A 17,918-nucleotide genomic window follows, 5' to 3' on the forward strand; every position below is an offset into this window, starting at 1 on the left:
CCTTTTATCTAGCGAAGGCTTGGCAGGTCGAGATCATGCTCCCGCGCACATTCGATCGCGAGATCGTAGCCGGCGTCCGCATGCCGCATTACGCCGGTGGCGGGATCGTTCCACAGCACCCGGCCGATCCGCTGCGCGGCCTCCGGCGTGCCGTCGCAAACGATCACCATGCCGGCGTGCTGGGAGAAACCCATGCCGACGCCGCCGCCGTGATGCAGCGACACCCAGGTCGCGCCGCTCGCGCAGTTGAGCAGGGCATTCAGCATCGGCCAGTCGGAAACGGCGTCCGAGCCGTCGCGCATCGATTCAGTCTCGCGGTTGGGGGAGGCGACCGAACCGGAATCGAGATGATCGCGGCCGATCACGACCGGCGCTTTCAACTCGCCGCGCGCCACCATTCCATTGAAGGCGAGGCCGAGCCGGTGACGGTCGCCGAGCCCAACCCAGCAGATCCGCGCGGGCAGGCCCTGGAAAGAGATGCGTTCGCGCGCCATGTCGAGCCAGTGATGCAGCGAGGCGTCGTCGGGCATCAGTTCCTTTACCTTGGCGTCGGTGCGATAGATGTCTTCCGGATCGCCCGAAAGGGCAGCCCAGCGGAACGGCCCGATGCCGCGACAGAATAGCGGGCGGATATAGGCCGGCACAAAGCCCGGAAAATCGAACGCGTCCTTGACGCCTTCTTCAAGCGCCATCTGCCGGATATTGTTGCCGTAGTCGACGACCGGAATCCCCATGCGGTGAAAATCGAGCATCGCGCGCACATGTTCCGCCATCGAGGCCCGTGCCGCGCGATCGACCGCCTTCGGATCGCTTTCACGGCGTGATTCCCATTCGTGGAGCGACCATCCCTTCGGCAGATAGCCGTTGACCGGGTCGTGCGCGGAGGTCTGATCGGTCACCGCGTCAGGCCGCACCCCACGCCGCACCAGTTCGGGGAAGATTTCCGCGGCATTGCCGAGCAGGCCGACCGAGACCGGCTTTCGGTCGCGTCCGGCCTGCGCGATGATCGCCAGCGCTTCATCGAGATCCTTGGCTTGGCGATCGAGATAGCGCGTGCGCATCCGCATTTCGATGCGCGACGGCTGGCATTCGACCGCAAGGCACGATGCGCCGGCCATCACCGCCGCGAGCGGCTGTGCGCCGCCCATGCCGCCAAGGCCACCCGTCAGGATCCATTTGCCCGACAGGTCGCCGCCATAGTGACGCCGGCCCAGTTCGGCGAATGTCTCGTAGGTGCCTTGAACGATGCCCTGGCTTCCGATGTAGATCCAGGAGCCTGCGGTCATCTGGCCGTACATCATCAGGCCCTTGCGGTCGAGCAGACTGAAATGCTCCCACGTCGCCCAGTGCGGCACCAGATTGGAATTGGCGATCAGCACGCGCGGCGCGTCGGCATGGGTGCGAAAAACGCCGACCGGCTTGCCCGATTGCACCAGCAGAGTCTGGTCGCCCTCGAGGCGCTTCAGCGTCGTGACGATGCGGTCAAAACTTTCCCAGTCGCGTGCCGCGCGTCCGATGCCGCCATAGACCACGAGCTCGCCGGGCTTTTCGGCGACCTCCGGATCGAGATTGTTCATCAGCATCCGGAGCGGCGCTTCGGTAAGCCAGCTTTTGGCCGAAAGCTCTGAACCACGTGCCGCCCTTATGGTGCGGGCATTATCAATACGTGTCATGATCGAAATCCAGCTTGGAATGGAGGGGAAGCGCGGTCATGTAGCGATGCCTCGCCAGACCCGCGCATGAAGTGGATTGAATCCCATCCGGTAGACCAGTTCGGCCGGTCGTTCGATTTCCCAGATGGCGAGGTCGCAACGCTTGCCTGCTTCGAGGCTTCCGGTTTCGCCGAACAGGCCAAGCGCGCGCGTGGCCTCGCGGGTCACCGCGGCCAGGCATTCCTCGACGGTCAGGCGAAACAGGGTGGCTCCCATGTTCATCGTCAGCAGCAGCGAGGTCAGCGGCGAGGTGCCGGGGTTGCAGTCGGTCGCAAGCGCGATCGGCACGCGGTGCTTGCGCATCAGCTCGATCGGCGGCGCCTGTCGTTCGCGGATGAAATAGAACGCGCCGGGCAGCACCACCGCGACGGTCCCGGCGCGTCGCATGGCAACGACGCCGTCTTCGTCGGCATATTCAAGATGATCCGCCGACAAGGCGCCAAACCGCGCCGCGAGAGCCGCGCCGTGCAGGTTGGACAGCTGGTCGGCATGAAGCCGGACCGCAAGGTTGAAGTCGCGGGCGCGGGAGAACACCTGTGCGGTTTCTTCCGGCGAGAATGCGATATTTTCGCAGAACGCGTCGACGGCATCGACGAGATCGTCCGCGGCGAGCGCAGGCATCATCTCGTTGCAGACGGTGTCGATATAGGCTTTGGAACGGCCGGAAAATTCCGGCGGCAGCGCATGGGCGCCGAGGAAAGTGGTCCTTATCGTGACAGGATTTTCGCGGCCGAGCCGCCGCGCTGCGCTAAGCTGGCGGCGCTCGGTCGCAAGCTCGAGACCGTAGCCCGACTTGATCTCCAGGGTCGTGACGCCTTCGGCCATCAACGCGGCGAGGCGGGGTTGCGCGCTGGATGCGAGCTCGTCCTCGCTCGCCTGCCGCGTGGCCTTGACGGTCGACACGATGCCGCCACCGCGCCGCGCGATCTCCTCGTAGCTTGCGCCAGCTAGCCGCAGCTCAAACTCTTCGGCGCGATTGCCGCCATAGACGAGATGGGTGTGGCAATCGACCAAGCCGGGCGTTATCCATCGCCCTTCGCAATCGGTGCGGTCTTTTGCATCGAGGCCGGATGGTGCATCTGCCGCCGAACCGGCGTAGACGATGAGGCCGTCCCTGGCGGCGATCAGGCCGTCTTCGACAATGCCAAGGCCCTCACGCGCGGGAGACAGGGTTGCAAGCCGACAGTGGTGCCAAACATGATCGACGGCGGTCATGACAATGGAAGCTCGCTATCCTTTGCACCAGTCGCTTGGCATGTTCTCAATTTGTCTATACATATTAGGACAACGTAAAACCGCTGTCCAGCGCCGCAATAGCCGTCGGAGGAGAAATTGGCTCAGCTGTATTTCAGAGAGGCTTTGCTGCCCGGCGGATGGTCGCGCGACGTGAGAATATCGATCGAGAGCGGCCGGATTGCCGCGATCGAAACCGGCGTGCAGGCGACCGGCGCGGACGAGCGGCATGCGATTGGGTTGCCGGGACTGCCCAATCTCCACAGCCATGGGTTTCAGCGCGGCATGGCGGGCCTGACCGAGTTCAGGGGCACATCGTCCGACAGCTTCTGGACATGGCGCGAACTGATGTACCGCTTCGTCAGCCGCATGACACCGGAGGATGTCGAGGCGATCACCACGCAGGCCTATGTCGAGATGCTCGAGGCGGGTTTCACGCGGGTCGGCGAGTTTCACTACGTCCATCACGATCCATCGGGCGTGCCTTATGGCGATATCGGCGAACTTGCCGGCCGCGTTGCGTCATCCGCCAAGGCCAGCGGGATCGGCCTGACGCTTCTGCCGGTGTTTTATGCGCATGCCGGCTTCGGCGGCCGCGCGCCGGCCGACGGGCAGCGTCGTTTCATCAACACCGTCGATCAATTCGGCAGGCTGATGGAAGCGTCGCGGCGTGCCGTTGTCGAATGTGAAGGCGCGGAGGTCGGCATCGCCCCGCATTCGTTGCGCGCGATCACGCCCGATGAACTGGCCGCGATCCTGCCGCTTGCTGCGGGCGGGCCGATCCACATCCATGTCGCCGAACAGGTGAAGGAGGTCGAGGATTGCATCGCCTGGAGCGGGAGCCGTCCGGTTCAATGGCTGCTCGATCATGCGGCGGTCGATCGCCGCTGGTGTCTGATTCATGCCACGCACATGAGCGATGAGGAAACGCGCAGGATGGCGGCGACGGGCGCGGTTGCGGGTCTCTGTCCGGTCACCGAAGCCAATCTCGGCGATGGGATTTTCAATGCCCCGATATTTTCCGATCAAGGCGGCTGTTTCGGTATCGGCTCCGATTCTAATGTCCTGATCGGAGCGGCGGACGAATTGCGCCAGTTGGAATACTCGCAGCGCCTGGCGCGTCGCGCACGCAATGTCATGGCGACGACCGAAGCTCCCTCGACCGGCCGCGCTTTGTTCGACGGTGCGTTCGCCGGCGGCTCGCGGGCGCTCGGCGCGGCCGGCGGTCTCGCGCAGGGGCGCCGGGCCGACATCGTCAGCCTCGACGCCGACGATCTGGCGCTGGCCGGCCAAGCGGGCGACGTCATCCTCGACCGCTGGCTCTTCAGCAGCCGGCGCTCTCCTGTGGACTGCGTCTGGACATCCGGCCGAAAGGTTGTGACAAGCGGCAGGCATCATCGGGCAGAACCGGTGGCCGCCGAATTCCGCAAGCGGCTTGAGGGGTTGCTCGCCGCATGACTGCCACATCCAAGTCGAACGCCACCAAGTCGGATACCAATAGCGGGATCGCGCTTTATCAACGCATCCGCAACGATATCGAGGGCCGCATCCTGTCGGGAGAGTGGCCGCCGGGACATCGGGTGCCGTTCGAGCATGAATTGATGGACTCCTATTCGTGTTCGCGGATGACAGTGAACAAGGTGCTGTCGGGGCTCGCCGCCACAGGCCTGGTCGAACGCCGCAGGCGTGCGGGCAGTTTTGTTTCGCGTCCGAAGGTCCACTCCGCGGTCCTGCAAATCCCGGACTTGAAAGCCGAGGTCGAAAATCGCGGTGAGCGCTATGGCTACAAGCTGCTGGATCAGCAGAAGCGCGCCGCCTTGCGGGTCGACAAGGTGCGGCTCGGCGTCGATTTGCGCACGCCTGTGCTGGCGCTGCGTTGCCGCCATGATGCCGCGAATGAACCGTTTGCGCTGGAAGACAGGCTTCTGAACCTGAAGGCGGTGCCGGACGCCCTGCAACAGGATTTCTCGACTTTGCCGCCGAGCACGTGGCTGGTCGACCACGTGCCCTGGACCGAGGCGGAGCACCGCATTTCCGCCTGCAATGCCGACAAGCCGCTCGCTGCCGTGTTGAAGGTCGACGAGGGGACAGCCTGTCTCGTCGTCGAGCGCCGGACCTGGCGCAACGGAGAGCCGATTACGGCGGTGCGGCTGGTTCATCCCGGGCCGCTCTATGACCTGATGGCGCGGTTCACGCCAAGCAGCTGAGCTATTTCGCCCGCGCTATTTCGTTTGGCCTATTTCGTCTTGGCGCCTTCTCACGGCGTCAGATGTCGCTCGGGCCGACGCCCGATGGTTTCTGCCAGCGCAGGAGCCGGCGTTCCAGCCGGCCGGCGAGCGCACCGGCGATTGTCACGAAGCCAAGCAGAATGACGATGCCTGCGAACACGCCGGCCGGATCGTAGTTTGCCGATGCTTCGTGAATGAACAGGCCAAGGCCCTGTGTCGAGGAGGTAAATTCGCCGACGATCACGCCGATCACGCTGTAGGGAATCGCCATCCGCATGCCCAGCATGACGAACGGAGCCGATGCCGGAAGGAAGACATGGTAGGTCAATTGACGCTGGTTCGCGCCCATCACCAGCGTCAAATTCACCAGTTCGCGGTCGACGCTGCGCACGCCGGTGAACACGTTGTAGAACACGAGGAAAAACACCATGATCGACGCCAGGGCGACCTTCGAGCCGATGCCGATGCCGAACCAGATGATGAACAGCGGCGCCAGCGCGATCTTGGGCACGCCGTAGAACGCCATCACATAAGGCTCGAAGATGCGGGCGAGCCGCGGCGAACGGCCCAGCGCATAGCCGCCGATCACGCCGCCGCTGACGCCGATGACATAGCCGAGCACGAGTTCCTCGCCCGTCGTCCACAAATGGGGGTAGATCTCGCCGGATGCGAAAAGCTCATAGAGCCGCAACGCTACCGCGGTCGGCTTGCTGACATAGATTTCCTTGATCAGCCGGCCCGCCGCCCATTGCCAGAACACCAGGAACGCGATGCCCGGAAGCAGTGTCAACAGCCAGCGCAGCACCTTTCCCGTCCAGACGCTGCGGCGCGGGCCTGTGGCCTCGTCTGCCGGACGCGCATCATAGGCCATGTCGGTCATGGGCTTGCTCTCGCTCAATGGACGCGTCCGGTGTCGATCTGCGAGCGGAACTCGGTCCATACCGCGTCGTAAGCCGCTTCGAACCCGGCGTTGCGGAAGGGCTCGAACATGTTGCGCGGCCGGGGCAGATCGATCGGGATGTTCGCCAGCAGCCGCGACGGCCGCTGGCTGAGCACCACGACGTTGTCGGCGAGCAATACGGCTTCGGTGATGTCATGGGTGACGAACACGATGGTCGCGCCGGCCTCGATCGACAGCGTCTGCAAGTCGCTTTGCATCACCATGCGGGTCTGGGCGTCGAGGGCGCCGAACGGCTCGTCCATCAGGATGATGTCGGGCCGGTAGACCAGCGTGCGCGCGATTGAGCCGCGTTTCTGCATGCCGCCCGAAAGCTGGCTTGGATAATGACTTTCGAACCCGTCGAGCCCGACGGATTTGAGGGCGGCGGCCACCCGTTCGCGCCGTTCGGCGGTGGGGACGCCGCGCAGCAATAACGGCAGCTCGACATTTTCCTGCAGCGTCTTCCACGGAAACAATTGCGCCTGCTGCGGCACAAAACCGACCTCGGTATTGACCGAGGTCACGTTGCGGCCGTGATGGCGCACGGCGCCACGGGTCGGGGCAAGCAGGCCGGCCGCCATCTGCAACAGCGTGCTCTTGCCGCATCCGCTGGGGCCGATGACCGCGACGAATTTGCCGCGGTCGATGTCGAAGCTGATGCCGTCGAGCACGCGCACCATCGCGCGCCGTCCCGGCGTTGGAAAGTCCTGCCCGATCCCGTCGAAGACGAGTAATGAATCGCTCACGCCGGCCGTTCCTTGTCACCGAACATGTCTATACATAATCGAGCCGGGGCAGGCGGGCAAGCGGGGATGAATGAGGAGATTTGCGCCTTGGCTGCATAAAACCTCATCAGTTGGACCGCCCGGTATTCGCGCCGGGCTTCGTCATCGCAAGCGCGAACCGGGCCAACGGATGCCGCAAGCGCCGGCGCAGAATCTGAATTGCGATTTGTCTCCGGGCGGTTGCCGGAAAATTTTGTTTTTCCTATCGGCGGCTTCGGACAAACCGGGTTAGTGGCCGGCTACGGCTTCGTCTACGCTGGATCGGCGGTGCAGCAACGATCCCGATCAATCGCCGGTCGGCTGCGCGAATATTTCCGAACAACGAAGAGGCGGCGATGGCGGACAAGGTCTTTGCGGGAACGGTCGTTCTTCTCGACCGGATTATCGATAACGGTTACGTTCTCGTCGGCGATGGCAAGGTGCAGTCCGTCGGATCCGGCGCCTTGCCCGATGGCGAAAGGCATGGCGGTCAAGGTTTTCTCGTGCTGCCGGGCGCGATCGACGCGCAGGTGCATAGCCGCAGTCAGCTTGGACAGGAGGATTTCGTCTGGTCGACGCGCAGCGCCGCGGCGGGCGGCGTCACCACCATCGTCGACATGCCCTATGACGACAACTGCCTGATCGCAACGGCCGAGCGTTTCCGCACCAAGGTCCGGGAAGCGGGGGCGCAGGCGCGCGTCGATTTTGCGCTTTATGCGACGATCGATCCGGACGAAGGCGCGGCGCGGGTCGATGAACTGGTCGACGCCGGCGCTGCCGCTTTCAAGTTCTCGACCTTCGGAACCCATCCGAAACGGTTTCCTCGCATCCCGCCGCAGATGCTGTACGCCAGCTTTTGCGCCGTCGGCAAAAGAGGATTGATCGCCGGCATTCATAATGAGAATGACGAAATGGTCCGCGCCTACATGGCGCAGGTCGAGGCCAGCGGCGTGACCGACTACACCGCGCATGGTCTTTCGCGGCCGCCGATCTCCGAGGCGCTGGCGACCGCCGAAGTATTCGAATTGGGGGCGGGCGCCGGCTGCCCGGTGCATATCGTCCATTGTTCGATCGGCCGCGGATATGAATTGGCCGCGGCCTACCGGGCGCAGGGACACGGCGCCACCATCGAAGCCTGCGTTCACTACCTGACGCTCGACGAAGAGAATGATGTCCGGCGCCTCGGCGGCAAGGCCAAGATCAACCCGCCGCTGCGGCCGCGCCACGAGGTTGAAGCGCTCTGGCACCATCTGGCGGCCGGCAATGTCACGATCGTCTCGACCGATCATGTGAGCTGGTCGGAGGATCGCAAGACTGATCCGAACATGCTCAAGAATGCGTCGGGCATTCCGGGCCTGGAAGCCCTGTATGTCCTGCTTCTGAAGGGGTTGGACCAGCGCAAGCTCTCTTTGACCCATGCCGCGCGTCTTCTGGCCCATAATCCCGCTGGCCTGTTCCGGATCACCCACGCCAAGGGCGCGCTGGAGGTCGGCCGCGATGCGGACATCGTGCTGATGCGCCGCGACCCGTATCGCTACAGCGCGGCCGCCAGTGGAAATAATTTCGTTCCCTGGAGTCCGTATGACGGAATCGAATTGCCATTCCGGGCGGTTGAGACCTATCTACGGGGAGATTGCGTCGCCGCCGACGGGAAAGTGTTGTCCGAACCGGGACAAGGACGTTTCGTCAGTCCGCGCCGCGCCCATTAGAGCATGATCCGGAAAAGTGGAAACCGGTTTTCTGAAAGATCATGCGCAAATCGAAGAGATGAGATCATGATCCGATTTGAGCTAATCGGATCATGATCTAGGCCAGGAACGAATGAAGACGAATTTGCCGCTCGACGCTGATCGCCTTTGGACGGATGTGATGGCGCTCGCCGACATCACCGATCCGGCGAAGCCGTATACCAGGCGCTCGTTCACCGCGTTGTTTCTCGAAGGCCGCGCCTGGCTGGCGCAACGTTTCGCCGAAGCGGGATTGGCGACCCGGCTCGATGCGGCCGGCAATCTGATCGGCCGGATCGAAGGCAATGACCCCGCGCTCGGCGTCATCGCGATCGGCTCGCACAGCGACACCGTGCCGTCGGGGGGGCGATTCGACGGTATCGCCGGTGTCGCGACCGGACTTGAAATCGTTCGCGCGCTACGCGATTCCGGCACCCGGCTCGACCATACCATCGAGATCGTCGATTTTCTTGCCGAGGAGCCCAGCGAATACGGTCTTTCATGCGTCGGCAGCCGCGGCATGACCGGTTCGCTCGATGAGACCATGCTCGCGCTCACCGAGCCGTCCGGCGAAACATTGCGCGACGCGTTGCGGCGTGTCGGCGGTGATCCCGACCGGCTGGATCGGGCCAGGCGCGACGATATCCGCGCGTTTCTCGAACTGCATATCGAGCAGGGCATCGTGCTGGAATCCCGTTTCCTCGATGTCGGCGTCGTCACCTCCATTGTCGGCATTCGCCGCCTCGAGATCGTATTCCAGGGCGAAGCCGACCATGCCGGCACCACGCCGATGAACCTGCGGCACGACGCCCTCGTTGCCGCGGCCGATACGGTGATCGCGGTCCGCCGCCTAGCCGAACAGCTGGCTGCCGAAGGTCCGGATTATTTCGTCGCCACCGTTGGAATCCTGGCCGTTGATCCTTCGGCGTCCAACATCGTGCCGGGACGTTGCCGGCTGGTGATAGATGCACGCACCACCAATCCGGCGCTGACGGCGCGTTTCGTCGACGCCATCGATCGCGACAGCGCGGCGCATGCCGCCGCTGCGCGGGTGGCACGCGCATCGTTCAAGACCTTGTCGGATGGCCCTCCGGTGGCCTGCGATCCAAAGCTGCGCGAGGCGTTGCAGCAGGGCGCGCGGGATCTGGGTCTTGGACAGATGGATCTGCCAAGCGGCGCGGGTCACGATGCCGCGTTCATGAGCCGCATCTGTCCGTCCGCCATGGTTTTCGTGCCCTGCCTCAAGGGCAAGAGCCACGCCCCGGAAGAATGGGCGGATCGCGACGCGATCGCGGCCGGAGCGGCTGTTATCTATCAGGCGGTGAAGGAGTTGGATCGCTCATTGCCGCGCAGCCGATGATGTCATGTCGGGGCCGCCCCGGCGATCATCCTGCATGGCGCGGCTCGGACAATTTCCGGCGCAGCGAATTGACCAGGCCGCGCTCGAATTCGCTCAAGGTGCGCTCGCCGGAATAGATCACGAACAGCCGCCGGGAAATCAACGGTTCGATAATCGGATGCGCGGCAAGGTCGCCGCTGGCGATTTCACGTTCCACCGCCGATTCCGGCAGCACGGTGCAAACCGGCAATCGCGCCAGGATCGCCACCACCATCGGCAGCGCATCGATCTCCATATCAGGCCGTAATCTGATGTTGTGCTGCTCGGCCGCGAGGTCGAGCAGATGACGTAATCCGGAACGGTTGGTTGGCAGCGCAAGCTTCAGACGCGCGAGATCGGCAAGTGTCACCGGACCGGGCGGCAGCATCTTGTGGCGGGTGTGGACGATAGCCGCCAGCCGTTCCGACGAGCCGAGCGGCAACCGCGGCATGCGCGGCAGAACGGTTTCTACGATGGCCACGCCGACCAGGCCGCGTATCACCCAGTCCTGCAATGTGCCGTTCGGCGCTTCCTGGATCACGAGTTTCAGCGCCGGATAGCGCGCCTGAACATCGAGCATGGCCTCGGTGATCTGATTGACGAGGAAGCCATGCTGGTTGACTGACGGCAGGATTCCGACGGTGATCTTTCGGCTCCGCGGTGGCGCTGTGTCGGCGTCGCCGGTGTAAAGCCGCCGAAAGCCCGATTCGATCAGCCTTGCGACATGGTCGAAGCGCTCGCCCTTGCCGGTCGGAATCATGCCGTCACCGTGCCGTTCGAACAGCGCGCCGCCCAGCGAAGCCTCCAGCTTGTGAAGCTGTTCGCTCAGCGCGGGCTGGCTGATATTGGCGCCGCGCGCTGCGGCGGATACGCGCCGAAGCCGGTGTACCAGATTGAAATAGCGAATCTGACGCAGGCTGATGACGGGACGTTCGACCGGCGTCTGGCGTGGATCCGCCAGCGCCCGCCTCAAATGCCGCACGAACAGGGCCGTTACGGCATTCGGCCTGGCCGCGCGGGCGACGATCCTGGCCGTCAGCGGCTTGTCCGGTGCGACCACCGCGACATTGAGCAGTCCGAGCCGAGGAGTAGCCAGGCTCTCCGGCACGAACAGCGCCGCGTCCGGATAATCATCCATGATCCGCGGCAAGTCGCCGGGGTGGTCGTTGAGAAACCGCACGCTGCTGATGCCGTGCTGGCTGAAATAGCGTTCGGCCTGTGCGATCAGTGGCGGCGACAGCAGCGGCACGACAAGACGGCCAGCGGCGAGAAGCGCCGCATCCGGAAGCTTGCGGGTGCCGGCCGGAACCCGGCACGCGAACACCCATCGGTCCGACAGCAGCGTGGCCGTGCCTTTTGATGCCAGCCCGCGCTCGGAGCCCAGCATGACCTCGACATGGCTGGAGTCGCCATCGTGCCAATCCTCGGCCAGGCTGCGGGGTTGTGGAATGTCCTTTTCGTCGCTCCACACCGGATCGATAAGGATGTCCGGGCGCTCGATGCCGATTTGCTCGACGGCGCGCCGCAGCGCCCTACTGATCCCGCCGATGGTAAAGCTCAGTCCGATTTCGACGGTCAGCCGTTTCATTTTGGCTTTCGCCGGTGCCGAAACCCATCGCCGCGCGAAAAGTTCGGCCATCAGCAAAGGATCGGCGCTGCGCATCAGCGAACGGGCGGCCTCGGTCGGATAAAGGCTGTTGTTGATGCGCCGGAACAGCGACAGGCCGAGGTCGCGTTCGAGCGACTTCATGGTCGTGCTGAGCGTCGACAACGCGATGCCGAGCTCGGCGGCGGCGAGTGCCAGGCTGCCGGAGCGGCAGGCCGTCACGAAATAGGCCAGGGTGCGAAGTTCAACCATCGGATCTCGAAGGGTGGGCACCGGGTATCCTCCCGGTGCGGACAGCCGTTACCATAGCTTCGCTTTAACCTATGCCCTGGTTCGTTCCAAGGAGACATGGACCGCGCCGCAGGGGCCGATATGATCCGAAAGCGATAATTCGCGTGGGGTCGCCGAATCCCGGGCTGTTCCCTAAGATATTTACGAGGTCAGGCTGACGTGCAGACGAACGATGCCATCAACCGCGAGGCGACGCATTCCCGGCAGTCGATGCGCGCGTTCATGTCGACCCTGTGCGCGGCCGGCGAGCTGGTTTCGATTCCGCAGCCGGTCAGGGCGGATTATGAAGTTGCCAGCTGCCTTGCTGAGATCGATCGCGGCCCGGCATTGCATTTCACCAATGTCATCGGTGCTTCCGGCGCGGCCGCAATGCCGATCGTTGGCAATCTGCTTAATTCGCTGCCACGGTTTGCCGTGGGACTGGGCAGTACGATCGAAAAGACGCAGGAGACGTTGCTGGTCGCGATCGACAGGCCGTTGCCGCATCGCGAACTGCCGTCGGCGCCCTGGCAGGAACAAATCATCGCAGAGCCGTCGCTCGCCGATCAATTGCCGATACCGCGGTTCTTCGAAAAGGAAGCCGGGCCCTATATTACCGCCGGCGTGATCATCGCCAGGGATAGCCACAGCGGCTACACCAATCTGTCGATCGCCCGGCTGATGCCGCTCGGCGCAAACCGTGCCTTCGTCGGCATCGCGCCCAATCATCATCTTGCGGTGCTGGCGCGGGCGGCGCAGGCGCGTGGCGAAAAACTCGACATCGCCGTCTGTATTGGAAACCATCCGGCGGTTCTGCTGGCGGCATGCCTCTATCTTGGGCTCGGCGAGGATGAATTGCCGGTTGCCGGTGCGCTGCTGGGCGAGCCGCTCGATGTGGTGCGCTGTCCGCAATCCGGCCTATTGGTGCCGGCGCATTGCGAATGCGTGCTGGAAGGCACGCTCGACGCAGGCACCTCCTTCGTGGAAGGGCCGGTCAGCGAGTTCCACGGCATGTATGAAAACTACGGCGCGGGAATCGTCGCGACGTTTTCCAGGCTGACCCGGCGCCGCGACGCGATTTTTCAGGTGATCTTGCCGGGTTATCACCCCGAACACTGCCTGCTCGGTGGCGTCGCGATCGCGGCCGGTCTGCTGCGCGCCATGCGATCCGCCGTGCCGTCGGTCTGCAACGTGGCGGTCGGTGTCGGCGGCGCCGGCCGCCTGCATGCGGTGGTCGCGGTGCGTGCGCCGCGCCCGGGTGAGGCGCGCAAGGCGATGTTCGCCATCTGGGCCGCCGTCAACCTGGTCAAGCAGGTGACGGTCGTCGATGACGACATCGACCCCTGGGATGCGCTTCAGGTCGAATGGGCCCAGGCGACACGCGCCAAGCCGGAGCGCGATTTCGTCATTGTTCCCGGCGTTCGCGCCGATCGTTCCGAGCCGCTCGAACAAGACGGCACCATCGGCAAGCTTGGCATCGATGCGACGCGCAAGCAGAGTGATCGGACGGACTGGGAGCTGGCGCGGCCGCCGCATTCGGCGCTGGCGCGCGCCCGCGAGATATTGCACGAAAATCAACTTGCATAGGCACGACGAGACATCATCCTTTCAATGGAGAAAGCCATGTTGAAACAGAGTTCCAGAACGCCGGCGCTGAAGAGCAGATTATCGTTAGGCTTCGCCAGCATGCTGATGCTTGGCATCGCCACGGTGATGCCGGCGCACGCCGACATCAAAATCGGCTTCCAGGTGCCGCTGACCGGTCCCTCGGCGACCGACGGCAAGTCCGCGCAGATCGCGGCGACGATGGCGGTCGAGGACATCAATGCCGCCGGCGGCGTGCTCGGGCAGAAAATCGAACTCGTGACCTATGACGACCAGGCCAAATCCGATCAGGCGATTTTCACCGCCAACAAGCTGATCGGCGAAGACGGCGTCAAGCTGGTGGTCAATGGCAGCTATTCAGCATCGGGCCGTGCTGCGGCGCCGGTGTTTCAGCAGGCCGGCGTGGTCATGATCTCAGCTTACGGCGTGCATCCCGACATCACCCGCGCCGGCGATGACATGTTCCGCCTGGTTCATCTCGGGCCGCCACAGGGCGCCGCCACTGCGCTCTATGTCGGCAAGACGCTCGGAATCAAGAAAGTGTCCACCATCACGATGGACAATGATTACGGTCAGGCGACGATGGACGGGTTCCTTGAAGCCTCCGGCAAATACGGCATCGAAGTCCTCAACAAATACAGCTATTCGCTCAAGGATCGCCAGTTCGGCTCGATCGTCGCCAGCGTGAAGCGCGATAATCCGGACGCGATCTATGCCACCGGCTATTTCTTTACCGGCGGTCCGCTGGTCGCGCAGCTTCGCGCCGCCGGAATTACCGTTCCGATCATCGGCTCGCAGGCATTCGATTCCGAGAAGTTCGTCGAGATCGCCGGACCTGCCGCCGAAGGTACCTACATCATCGACAGTTTCGATCGCGACAGGAAGGACGAGACGCTGCAGAAGTTCTTTGCCGAATTCAAGAACCGCGCCGGCTATTCGCCCGAAGGCGTCGCCGCCGTTACCTATTCGGCGGTGAGGCTGATGGCGGACGGCATCAAGCGCGCCAACAGCGCCGATCCCGCCAAGGTGCGCGATGCGCTTGCGGCGACCAAGGACTTTCCGATGCTCGAAGGCAATCTCAACGGCTTCAACAGCCTGCATGAGATCGTGATGCCGATCAGCGTCAATGTGATCAAGGACGGCAAGTTTACATCGGCCGGCGTGATCACCGATCTCGCGGCGTTCGCACCGCCTGAAAAATAGTATTGATGCGGGCGGCGGTGGCAGGGATGGCTTCCGCCGCCCGCGGCAAAGGATGATCCGGTGTATTACATCGATCTGGCCGTAACCGGCATCAGCTTCGGCTGCATGTACGCCATGATGTCGGTCGGCCTGACGCTCGTGTACGGCCTGCTGCGCATTTTGCATGTGGCGCATGCCGCGGTGTTTGCGCTGGGTGCCTATGTCACGGTGCTCGTCGCCAACGCCACCGGCAGCATCGGGCTCGGTTTTCTCGCCGCCATCATCGTCACCCCGCTGTTCGGCATGGCGATCTATCGCCTGCTGTACGAGCCGCTGCTGAAATACCGGCCGGATGTACCCATGATCGCTTCGGTCGGATTGCTGGTGCTGATGCAGGACGCCTTCCGCATCGTGTTCGGCGAGCAGGGCATCACGTTCCACAGCAACAATTTGGCGTTCGCGACCTACAATTTTTCCGGTGTCACCGTCAGCGCGGTGCAGATCGCGATCGTGGTCGCCGCGGCCGTGGTGTTTACCGGCCTGCATCTGTTCACGACGCGGACGCGGATCGGAATCGGCTGGCGCGCCACGGTATCGAAGCCGCAAATTGCCGCGAGCTTCGGCATCGACCCGATCAAGGTTCGCTATCTCAACTTCGCCGTGGGGTCGGCGCTCGCCGCCATCGCCGGCGGCCTGGTCGCGCTGATGAACAATCTGGTCGATCCCGGGATCGGCTTCGTCGTCAGCTACAAGGCGCTCGCCATCATCGTTCTCGGCGGCCTCGGCAGCGTGCGGGGCACCCTGATCGCGAGCCTGGTGCTGGGGCTGGTCGAGTCCTATGGCACGATTTTCATCGGCGCCTGGCTCGATCGCGACGCGATCGCCTTCCTCGCGCTTATCGTGCTCCTGATGATACGGCCGCAGGGATTTACCGGAGCGCGCACCGCATGAGCGCTTACGAGATCAGCATCATCTCGATCATTGGCATCAACGTCATTCTGGCGGTCAGCCTGAACATGATCAGCGGCTTCTGCGGGCAGATCAGCCTCGGCCACGGCGCCTTTTTCGGCGCCGGCGCCTACGCGGCGGCGCTGACGATGGTCGGCTGCGGAAGCGTTCCGCTGGCGATCGTGGCGGCCTTAATAACGGGGAGTATTCTCGGGGTCATTGTCGGCTTCGCCTCGCTGCGCGTGCGTACCGATTTTCTCGCGGTCACCACGATCGGCGTGAATTTCCTGTTCGTCGGTTTTGTCCGTAAGCAGGCGTGGCTGGGGGGCGAGATGGGCATCAGCGGCATTCCCGCCACCGGCCTCGGCGCCGCCGGCAACATGACGATGATCCTGCTGTTCGCCGCGGCGACCATTGCGCTGAGCCTGTATATCAGCCGTTCCTGGATGGGCTTTGCATTCCGCGCGGTCGGCCAGGACGAAGGCGCTGCCGCCACGCTCGGCATCAATTCCGGCGCCTACAAGCTCGCCGCTTTCGGCATCGGTACCGCGCTCGCCGGTCTGGCCGGCGGCCTCTACGCTTTTTTCACCCAGTTCATTACCGCCGACGCTTTCGACTTCATCTTCTCGGTGATGCTGATGGCGATGGTCGTGATCGGTGGCATCGGATCGACCTGGGGCGTCGTGGTCGCCGCTGCCGGCTTGACGCTGCTGCCCGAGGCGATCCGTTTCGTGAACGATTATCGGCTGCTGGTGTTCGGCGGATTGCTGGTGCTCGTGATCCGTCTGGCGCCGGGCGGCCTCGCCGCCATGTTTCAGAACGTCTTCCTGCGGACGAGGAAGCCATGAGCGCGGTACTTCAGCTCGACGGCGTGGCGATCCGGTTCGGCGGCGTTCAGGCCATCGCCGGCGTGTCGTTCGCCGTGGAGAAGGGCGATTTCGTCGGGCTGATCGGGCCGAACGGCGCCGGCAAGACGACGCTGATCCGGATCATCGCGGGCTTGCTGCGGCCCGATGCGGGACGTGTCCGGCTGTCGGGCGTCGATGTGACCGGGGATGCGACTGCGGCCCGCGTGCGCCGCGGCCTTGCGCTGACGCACCAGATCGTGCGGCCGTTTCGTGAGATGACCGTGCTCGACAATGTCGTGCTGGGCGCCGGCTATCGCTACACCTCCAATCCGTTCCGGGCCCTGCTGCATCTCGATCGCCGCCGCGAGAAAGAGCGCGCCGCTCAGATTCTCGCCCAGGTCGGCTTGGGCGGCACCGAAGGCAAGCTCGCGGGCTCCCTGCCGCTCGGCCAGATGAAACGGCTCGAAGTCGCGCGCGCGCTCGCGGTCGATCCCGAAGTAATTCTGCTTGATGAACCGTTGGCCGGGCTCAATCACACCGAGGCCTCGAAGCAGGTCGAGACCATCGCCGAGGTTCACGCCCGGGGCATTACCGTGGTTCTGGTCGAGCACAATCTGGAAGAAGTGATGCGGATCTGCCGGCGCCTCATCGTCCTAAACAACGGGCAGGTGATCGGCGACGGCGAGCCGCGCGCGGTGATGGCCGATCCGGCCGTACATGACGCCTATGTCGGGGCCGGGATGGTGGGCCATGCTGAAGCTTGAAAATCTCAGTTGCGGCTATGGCTCGGTGGAAGCCGTGCATCATGTCAGCTTCGAAGTCCCCGCGGCTTCGGTGTTCGCGTTGCTCGGTCCCAACGGCGCCGGCAAGACCTCGACCATCATGGCGATCATGGGCCACGTCGATATCCACGGCGGCCGCATCGTTCTCGAAGGCAACGACATCACCCGCCGCCGCGCCGTCGATCGTGTCGGTCTCGGGATCTCGCTGGTGCCGGAAGGCAGGCAGTTGTTTTCCGATCTCACGGTGGACGAAAATCTGACCGCTGGCGGCTATGCGCGGCCGTTCAGCCGCGACGCCGCCAAGCGCGAACGCGTGTTCGGCTACTTCCCGCGATTGTTCGAGCGGCGGACGCAGTTGGCGGGATCGCTGTCGGGCGGCGAGCAGCAGATGCTGGCGATCGGCCGGGCGTTGATGGCCGAACCGCGCCTGCTGCTGGTCGACGAATTATCGCTGGGCCTGATGCCGAAGATGGTCGACCTCTGTCTCGATGCGCTGCTGGCGTTGAAGCGCGAAGGCATGACCATCGTGCTGGTCGAGCAGAACACCGCACGCGCGCTCGATGTGGCCGATCAGGTCTGTGTCCTGTCGTCGGGTGTGCAGGTTTACCAGGGCACGGCGTCGGAAGCCAAAGCGGCTGGATCGATGTTCGCGACCTTTCTCGGCATGGACGCGCCGGTTTAGCCGTCATCTTGAA

The 17,918-nt window shown here is 63.8% G+C and carries 15 protein-coding genes; 10 read left to right on the plus strand and 5 right to left on the minus strand.

Features of this window, described 5'->3' with window-relative positions; all coding sequences use genetic code 11:
* Positions 1-8: 8 nt before the first annotated feature.
* Together hutU and hutI are read right to left on the minus strand one after the other, a co-directional pair.
* Entirely contained in the window at positions 9-1,676 is a 1,668-nt protein-coding gene (hutU, locus tag HB630_RS02145) for a urocanate hydratase (RefSeq protein ID WP_213770685.1), read from the minus strand.
* A 33-nt stretch (positions 1,677-1,709) separates the two neighbouring features.
* A complete protein-coding gene (gene hutI / locus HB630_RS02150) occupies positions 1,710-2,927 on the minus strand; it encodes an imidazolonepropionase (protein ID WP_213769768.1) in 1,218 nt (405 codons plus the stop codon).
* A 117-nt stretch (positions 2,928-3,044) separates the two neighbouring features.
* Here hutI and HB630_RS02155 point away from each other — a divergent pair, with 117 nt between their 5' ends.
* Together HB630_RS02155 and hutC are read left to right on the plus strand one after the other, a co-directional pair.
* A complete protein-coding gene (locus HB630_RS02155; RefSeq protein ID WP_213769770.1) occupies positions 3,045-4,403 on the plus strand; it encodes a formimidoylglutamate deiminase in 1,359 nt (452 codons plus the stop codon).
* Complete coding sequence (hutC, locus tag HB630_RS02160; RefSeq protein ID WP_213769771.1) at positions 4,400-5,152, plus strand: histidine utilization repressor; 753 nt, start codon at positions 4,400-4,402, stop codon at positions 5,150-5,152. Before HB630_RS02155 ends, hutC begins: the two co-directional genes overlap by 4 nt.
* Before the next feature lie 58 nt (positions 5,153-5,210).
* On the opposite strand, the gene HB630_RS02165 is transcribed toward hutC, so the two are convergent.
* The gene (locus HB630_RS02165) at positions 5,211-6,053 is read right to left on the minus strand and encodes an ABC transporter permease (RefSeq protein ID WP_213769773.1); all 843 of its coding nucleotides are present in this window, start codon (positions 6,051-6,053) and stop codon (positions 5,211-5,213) included.
* Positions 6,054-6,067: 14 nt separating this feature from the next.
* Positions 6,068-6,859 (minus strand): ABC transporter ATP-binding protein, encoded by a 792-nt coding sequence (locus HB630_RS02170; RefSeq protein ID WP_213769775.1) that lies wholly within the window; start codon positions 6,857-6,859, stop codon positions 6,068-6,070.
* A gap of 374 nt (positions 6,860-7,233) precedes the next feature.
* On the opposite strand from HB630_RS02170, the gene HB630_RS02175 reads away from it, so the two are divergent.
* Both HB630_RS02175 and HB630_RS02180 read left to right on the plus strand, forming a co-directional pair.
* Entirely contained in the window at positions 7,234-8,586 is a 1,353-nt protein-coding gene (locus HB630_RS02175) for a dihydroorotase family protein (RefSeq protein ID WP_213769776.1), read from the plus strand.
* Between the two features lie 112 nt (positions 8,587-8,698).
* Positions 8,699-9,964, plus strand: coding sequence for a Zn-dependent hydrolase (locus HB630_RS02180; protein ID WP_213769777.1), 1,266 nt, complete (start codon positions 8,699-8,701; stop codon positions 9,962-9,964).
* Positions 9,965-9,989: 25 nt separating this feature from the next.
* On the opposite strand, the gene HB630_RS02185 is transcribed toward HB630_RS02180, so the two are convergent.
* On the minus strand, positions 9,990-11,840 hold the full coding sequence (locus tag HB630_RS02185; RefSeq protein ID WP_213769778.1) for a LysR family transcriptional regulator: 1,851 nt from the start codon (positions 11,838-11,840) through the stop codon (positions 9,990-9,992).
* A gap of 198 nt (positions 11,841-12,038) precedes the next feature.
* On the opposite strand from HB630_RS02185, the gene HB630_RS02190 reads away from it, so the two are divergent.
* Genes HB630_RS02190 through HB630_RS02215 form a run of 6 tightly spaced genes read left to right on the plus strand, consistent with a single transcriptional unit; the run spans position 12,039 to position 17,905 of the window.
* Positions 12,039-13,445 (plus strand): UbiD family decarboxylase, encoded by a 1,407-nt coding sequence (locus HB630_RS02190; protein WP_213769779.1) that lies wholly within the window; start codon positions 12,039-12,041, stop codon positions 13,443-13,445.
* Between the two features lie 36 nt (positions 13,446-13,481).
* Positions 13,482-14,666, plus strand: a complete 1,185-nt coding sequence (locus HB630_RS02195; protein ID WP_213769780.1) for an ABC transporter substrate-binding protein — start codon at positions 13,482-13,484, stop codon at positions 14,664-14,666.
* A gap of 60 nt (positions 14,667-14,726) precedes the next feature.
* Positions 14,727-15,596 (plus strand): branched-chain amino acid ABC transporter permease, encoded by an 870-nt coding sequence (locus tag HB630_RS02200; RefSeq protein ID WP_213769781.1) that lies wholly within the window; start codon positions 14,727-14,729, stop codon positions 15,594-15,596.
* Positions 15,593-16,441, plus strand: coding sequence for a branched-chain amino acid ABC transporter permease (locus HB630_RS02205; RefSeq protein ID WP_213769783.1), 849 nt, complete (start codon positions 15,593-15,595; stop codon positions 16,439-16,441). Before HB630_RS02200 ends, HB630_RS02205 begins: the two co-directional genes overlap by 4 nt.
* Positions 16,438-17,205, plus strand: coding sequence for an ABC transporter ATP-binding protein (locus HB630_RS02210; protein ID WP_213769785.1), 768 nt, complete (start codon positions 16,438-16,440; stop codon positions 17,203-17,205). The genes HB630_RS02205 and HB630_RS02210 overlap by 4 nt, the downstream gene beginning before the upstream one ends.
* Entirely contained in the window at positions 17,192-17,905 is a 714-nt protein-coding gene (locus HB630_RS02215) for an ABC transporter ATP-binding protein (RefSeq protein WP_213769787.1), read from the plus strand. Before HB630_RS02210 ends, HB630_RS02215 begins: the two co-directional genes overlap by 14 nt.
* Positions 17,906-17,918: the final 13 nt, after the last annotated feature.

It is taken from the genome of Bradyrhizobium sp. dw_78, assembly GCF_018449525.1.
Taxonomy (GTDB): Bacteria; Pseudomonadota; Alphaproteobacteria; order Rhizobiales; family Xanthobacteraceae; genus Bradyrhizobium.

Coding starts and splice junctions, on each gene's coding strand:
- hutI (WP_213769768.1), bottom strand. CDS start 2,927: ATGACCGCCGTCGATCATGTTTGGCACCACTGTCGGCTTGCAACCCTG.
- HB630_RS02205 (WP_213769783.1), top strand. CDS start 15,593: ATGAGCGCTTACGAGATCAGCATCATCTCGATCATTGGCATCAACGTC.
- HB630_RS02165 (WP_213769773.1), bottom strand. CDS start 6,053: ATGACCGACATGGCCTATGATGCGCGTCCGGCAGACGAGGCCACAGGC.
- HB630_RS02215 (WP_213769787.1), top strand. CDS start 17,192: ATGCTGAAGCTTGAAAATCTCAGTTGCGGCTATGGCTCGGTGGAAGCC.
- HB630_RS02175 (WP_213769776.1), top strand. CDS start 7,234: ATGGCGGACAAGGTCTTTGCGGGAACGGTCGTTCTTCTCGACCGGATT.
- HB630_RS02185 (WP_213769778.1), bottom strand. CDS start 11,840: ATGGTTGAACTTCGCACCCTGGCCTATTTCGTGACGGCCTGCCGCTCC.
- HB630_RS02180 (WP_213769777.1), top strand. CDS start 8,699: ATGAAGACGAATTTGCCGCTCGACGCTGATCGCCTTTGGACGGATGTG.
- HB630_RS02210 (WP_213769785.1), top strand. CDS start 16,438: ATGAGCGCGGTACTTCAGCTCGACGGCGTGGCGATCCGGTTCGGCGGC.
- hutC (WP_213769771.1), top strand. CDS start 4,400: ATGACTGCCACATCCAAGTCGAACGCCACCAAGTCGGATACCAATAGC.
- HB630_RS02195 (WP_213769780.1), top strand. CDS start 13,482: ATGTTGAAACAGAGTTCCAGAACGCCGGCGCTGAAGAGCAGATTATCG.